Here is a 4815-nt window from a genome sequence, read left to right as displayed (position 1 = left end):
GCGGTCGCGGTGGGCGAACAGATTCGACTGCGGGTCGCGCTTGGAGAGTTTCTTGGTCCCCTCCCCCAATACCGTTGGCAGGTGCGCGAACTCCGGGATGCGCTCGGCCACGCCGATCCGGATCAGCGACTGGTACAGCGCGAGCTGACGCGGCGTGGAGGGCAGCAGGTCCTCGCCCCGCAGCACGTGGGTGATTTTCATCAGCGCGTCGTCGCAGGGGTTGACCAAGGTGTACAACGGATCTCCGTTGGCGCGGGTCAGCGCGAAGTCCGGCACGGCGCCCGCGGCGAAATTGGTGGGTCCGCGCACCAGGTCGTGCCAGCCGAGGTCTTCGTCGGGCATCCGCAGCCGCACCACCGGCTTGCGGCCCTCGGCCAGGAAAGCGGCGCGCTGGGCATCGGTCAGCTGCCGGTCGAAGTTGTCGTACCCCAGTTTGGGGTTGCGGCCCGCCGCGATGTGGCGCGCCTCAACCTCTTCCGGCGTCGAGAAAGCGTAGTAGGCCTCGCCCGCTTCGAGCAGCTTGGCCACCACGTCCCGGTAGATCTCTTTGCGCTGCGACTGCCGGTATGGGCCGTAGGGCCCGCCGACCTCGGGCCCCTCGTCCCAGTCGAGGCCCAGCCAGCGCAGCGCGTCGAGCAGCGCCAGATAGCTTTCCTCGCTGTCGCGTTCGGCGTCGGTGTCCTCGATGCGGAAGACGAAGGTGCCACCCGTGTGCCGGGCGTAGGCCCAGTTGAACAGCGCGGTGCGGACCATCCCGACGTGCGGGGTGCCGGTAGGCGACGGGCAGAACCTGACGCGGACTTTCGTTTCGGTAGTCACGACTTTCCCTTACGGACCACGGGATTGGTGAGGGTACCGATGCCCTCGATGGTGACGGAGACCGTGTCGCCGTCCTCGATCGGACCGACCCCGGCCGGCGTTCCGGTGAGGATGAGGTCGCCGGGCAACAGGGTCATCACGGCCGAGATCCACTCGACGATGGCGCCGACGTCGTGAATCATCAGAGAGGTACGGCTGTGTTGCTTCACCGCGCCGTTGACGTCGGTGCGGATTTCGAGATCAGCCGGATCGACGTCGGTGACGATCCACGGACCCACCGGACAGAAGGTGTCGTGCCCTTTGGCCCGGGTCCACTGGCCGTCGGCCTTCTGTTGGTCGCGCGCCGACACGTCGTTTCCGATGGTGTAGCCCAGGATGCTGTCGGCGGCCTCGGCCGCCGAGACGTCCTTGCAGGGCCTGCCGATGACCGCGGCCAGCTCGCCCTCGAAATGCACGGGTGATGCGTTGGCGGGCAACCGGATCGGCACGTTGGGTCCGACGATGGCCGTATTGGGCTTGAGGAAGATGATGGGATCCGGCGCCGCGGGGCCGGTGAGCTCGGTCATCTCGGCGATGTGATCGGCGTAGTTCTTGCCGATGCAGACCACCTTGCTGGCCAGTATCGGAGCCAGCAACCGCACATCGGCCAGCGGCCACGATCGGCCGGTGAAGTTCGGCGTGCCAAAGGGATGCTCGGCGATCTCGCGGGCGATCATGGCGGCGGGATCGGCGAGTTCGCCCTCGATGCTGACGAAGGCGACACCGTCCGGGCTGGCGATTCGACCAAGGCGCATTTGGTTGAGCCTACTGATGAGTGGTTTGGGCGTCGCAAAGGCAGCAGGCACACGGTAATTACCAGCGCTTTTCGGGGCGTGTGCGAGCATTGGGGATGCAACCGGCAACGACCACGACGCGTGAACTGGGTGCGGGCGGGCGCTGGTCGATCATGGTCGTATCGCTGGTGGCCACGGCGAGCTCCTTCCTCTTCATCAACGGCGTCGCGTTCTTGATTCCCTCGCTACAGACCGCGCGTGGAATCCCGCTCGACGAGGCCGGTCTGCTGTCCTCCATGCCGAGCTGGGGCATGGTGGTGACGCTGGTGTTGTGGGGCTACGTGCTCGACCGCGTGGGCGAGCGGATGGTGATGGCCGCGGGTTCGGCGCTGACCGCGGTGGCGGCCTACGCCGCGGCCTCGGCACATTCGATGGTGTTGATCGCCGTCTATTTGTTCCTCGGCGGCATGGCCGCGGCCAGTTGCAACACCGCCGGCGGGCGACTGGTGTCGGCGTGGTTCCCGCCGCACCAACGCGGCCTGGCCATGGGCTTCCGCCAAACCGCGCAACCCCTCGGAATCGCCTTGGGAGCGCTGGTAATTCCGGAGCTGGCCGAACACGGCCCGGCTGCGGGGCTCAGATTCACGGCCTTGGCGTGCGCGTTCGGGGCGGTAGCGAGTGCGGTCGGCATCATCGACCCGCCGCGCAAGCCCCGGGAGAAGGCCACCGATTCCGAACTGGCAAGTCCCTACCGAGGGTCGTTGGTGCTGTGGCGAATTCACACCGTGGCGGGCCTGATGATGGTTCCGCAGACGGTGACCGTCACGTTCATGCTGGTATGGCTGATCAAGAATCTGCATTGGTCGGTCGCGGCCGCCGGCAGTCTGGTGACCCTTTCGCAACTGCTGGGCGCACTCGGCCGAGTGCTGGTGGGCCGCTGGTCCGACCGCATCGGCTCGCGCATGCGACCGGTCCGCATCATCGCGGGCGCCGCCGCGGTCACCCTCTTCCTGCTGGCCTGGGCCGACCTCCTAAATTCGAGTTGGCAGGCGCCCCTGATGGTCGCCATCTCGGTGATCGCCGTGCTGGACAACGGTTTGGAGGCCACGGCCATCACCGAATTCGCCGGGCCGTTCTGGAGCGGGCGCGCCCTGGGCATTCAGAACACCACCCAGCGGGTGCTGGCGGCAGCCGCGCCGCCGCTCTTCGGTGCGTTGATCACCGCCGCGAAATATCCGAACGCGTGGATATTGTGCGGACTGTTCCCGGTGGCCGCGGTGCCATTCGTGCCGGCGCGGTTGCTCCCGCCCGGCCTGGAAACTACAGCCCGGCGGCAATCCGTTCGCCGACTTCGGTGGTGGCGAGCCGTTCGCTCCCACGCGTGGAGAGATAGGTCTCGACAGCCCGATCCACCCGCCTAGCCGCATCGTCCTCGCCGAGATGGGCGAGCAGCAACGCCACCGACATGATCGCCGCGGTCGGATCGGCGATACCCTGACCGGCGATGTCCGGCGCGCTGCCGTGCACCGGCTCGAACATCGACGGGTTGGTCCGGGTGGCGTCGATGTTTCCGCTGGCGGCCAAGCCAATTCCGCCGCACACCGCCGCCGCCAGGTCGGTGATGATGTCACCGAACAGGTTGTCGGTGACGATCACGTCAAAGCGACCGGGATCGGTGACCATGAAGATGGTGGCGGCGTCAACGTGTTGGTAGGCGACCTCGACGTCGGGGTAGTCCTCCCCGACCTCGGCCACGATCCGCGACCACAGCTTCCCGGCGAAGGTCAGCACGTTGGTCTTGTGCACCAGCGTCAGGTGCTTGCGGCGGCGCTGGGCGCGTTCGAAGGCATCGGCCACCACGCGCCGCACGCCGAAGGCGGTGTTGAGGCTGACCTCGGTGGCCACCTCGTGCGGCGTTCCGGTGCGAATCGCGCCGCCGGTGCCGGTGTAGGGGCCCTCGGTCCCCTCCCGCACAACCACGAAATCGATGTGCGGGTTCCCCGCGAGCGGGCTGCTCACGCCGGGATACAGCCGACCCGGCCGCAGGTTGACGTGATGATCCAGTTCAAAACGCAGGCGCAGCAACAGACCCCGCTCCAGCACACCGCTGGGCACCGACGGGTCGCCGATCGCCCCGAGCAGAATGGCGTCGTGCTGGCGCAGCTCGGCGAGCACCGACTCCGGCAGCAACTCACCGGTGGCGTGAAAACGCCGGGCGCCCAGGTCATAATCGGTCTTCTCGACACCCGGCAACACCGCGTCAAGGACTTTGAGCGCCTCGGCCGTCACTTCCGGGCCGATACCGTCGCCGCCGATAACCGCCAACTTCATCGGCGCCGCTCCTCTCCCCCGCAAGCGGGAGGTGCCCCCACATCACTTCGTTCTGCATCGTCGCCGGCGCACTTCACGACAGATCAACCACCTCAAGCTTGTTGGCGCCCACCGCCGCGCCGATCGCCGACCGCACCTCGCTCGGCACGTCACGGTCGAGCCGCAACAGAATCGTCGCGCCCGGGCCCTCGGCGTCCTCGGAAAGTTGCGCGGCTTGGATGTTCACGCCCGCCGAGCCGAGCAGGGTCCCGATCTTGCCCAGCGCCCCGGGCTGGTCGACGTAGTTGATCACCAGGTTGGTGCCGCGTGCCCGCAGGTCGAAGTTGCGGCCGTTGATCTGCACGATCTTCTCCACCAGCTGCGGCCCGGACAGGGTTCCGGCCACGTTGACCGCGGTGCCGTCGTGGGCGACCGCGCGCACGTCGACGACGCTGCGGTGGTTCGGGCTCTCCGAAGCCGTCGTCAGCTCGGCGGTGACGCCGCGTTCCTCGGCCAGCGCCGGCGCGTTGACGAACGTGACCGGCCCCTCTACCACCGCCGAGAACAGTCCGCGCAGAGCCGAAAGCTTAAGCACCTCAACGTCTTCGGAGGCAAGCTCGCCACGCACCTGTACCGACACCGACACCGGCGGCCCGTCGGACAGCGAGGCGGCCAGCACCCCGAGCTTGCGCACCAGGTCCAGCCAGGGCGCCACCTCTTCGTTGACCACGCCGCCGCCGACGTTGACGGCATCGGGGACGAATTCACCGGCCAGCGCGAGCTTCACGCTTGCAGCGACGTCGGTGCCCGCCCGGTCCTGCGCCTCGGAGGTGGACGCACCCAGGTGCGGCGTGACCACCACCTGCGGCAGCTCGAACAGCGGGCTATCGGTGCACGGCTCCTTGGCGAAGAC

5 protein-coding genes are annotated in these 4815 nt (G+C 67.7%); 1 reads left to right on the top strand and 4 read right to left on the bottom strand.

Annotated elements, in window-relative coordinates; all coding sequences use genetic code 11:
- Window positions 1–819 (bottom strand): glutamate--tRNA ligase (gene gltX, locus A5711_RS14570; protein ID WP_082975738.1); only part of this gene is annotated, 819 nt, incomplete at its 3' end.
- The gene (locus tag A5711_RS14565; protein WP_067947627.1) at window positions 816–1613 is read right to left on the bottom strand and encodes a fumarylacetoacetate hydrolase family protein; all 798 of its coding nucleotides are present in this window, start codon (window positions 1611–1613) and stop codon (window positions 816–818) included. The genes gltX and A5711_RS14565, both read right to left, overlap by 4 nt.
- A gap of 95 nt (window positions 1614–1708) precedes the next feature.
- Between A5711_RS14565 and A5711_RS14560 the strand changes: the two genes are divergently transcribed.
- On the top strand, window positions 1709–3013 hold the full coding sequence (locus tag A5711_RS14560; RefSeq protein WP_067947625.1) for an MFS transporter: 1305 nt from the start codon (window positions 1709–1711) through the stop codon (window positions 3011–3013).
- Here A5711_RS14560 and A5711_RS14555 read toward each other — a convergent pair.
- The gene (locus A5711_RS14555; protein ID WP_067947623.1) at window positions 2913–3923 is read right to left on the bottom strand and encodes a 3-isopropylmalate dehydrogenase; all 1011 of its coding nucleotides are present in this window, start codon (window positions 3921–3923) and stop codon (window positions 2913–2915) included. The genes A5711_RS14560 and A5711_RS14555 overlap by 101 nt on opposite strands.
- A gap of 73 nt (window positions 3924–3996) precedes the next feature.
- Window positions 3997–4815, bottom strand: an 819-nt coding sequence (locus tag A5711_RS14550) for an ACT domain-containing protein (RefSeq protein ID WP_156744947.1), incomplete at its 5' end; no start/stop codon positions are given.

The organism is Mycobacterium sp. E2238, assembly GCF_001672665.1.
Classification (GTDB): Bacteria; Actinomycetota; Actinomycetes; order Mycobacteriales; family Mycobacteriaceae; genus Mycobacterium.
Note: the sequence above shows the minus strand (reverse complement) of the source record. Positions and strands in the feature narration are given on the sequence as shown.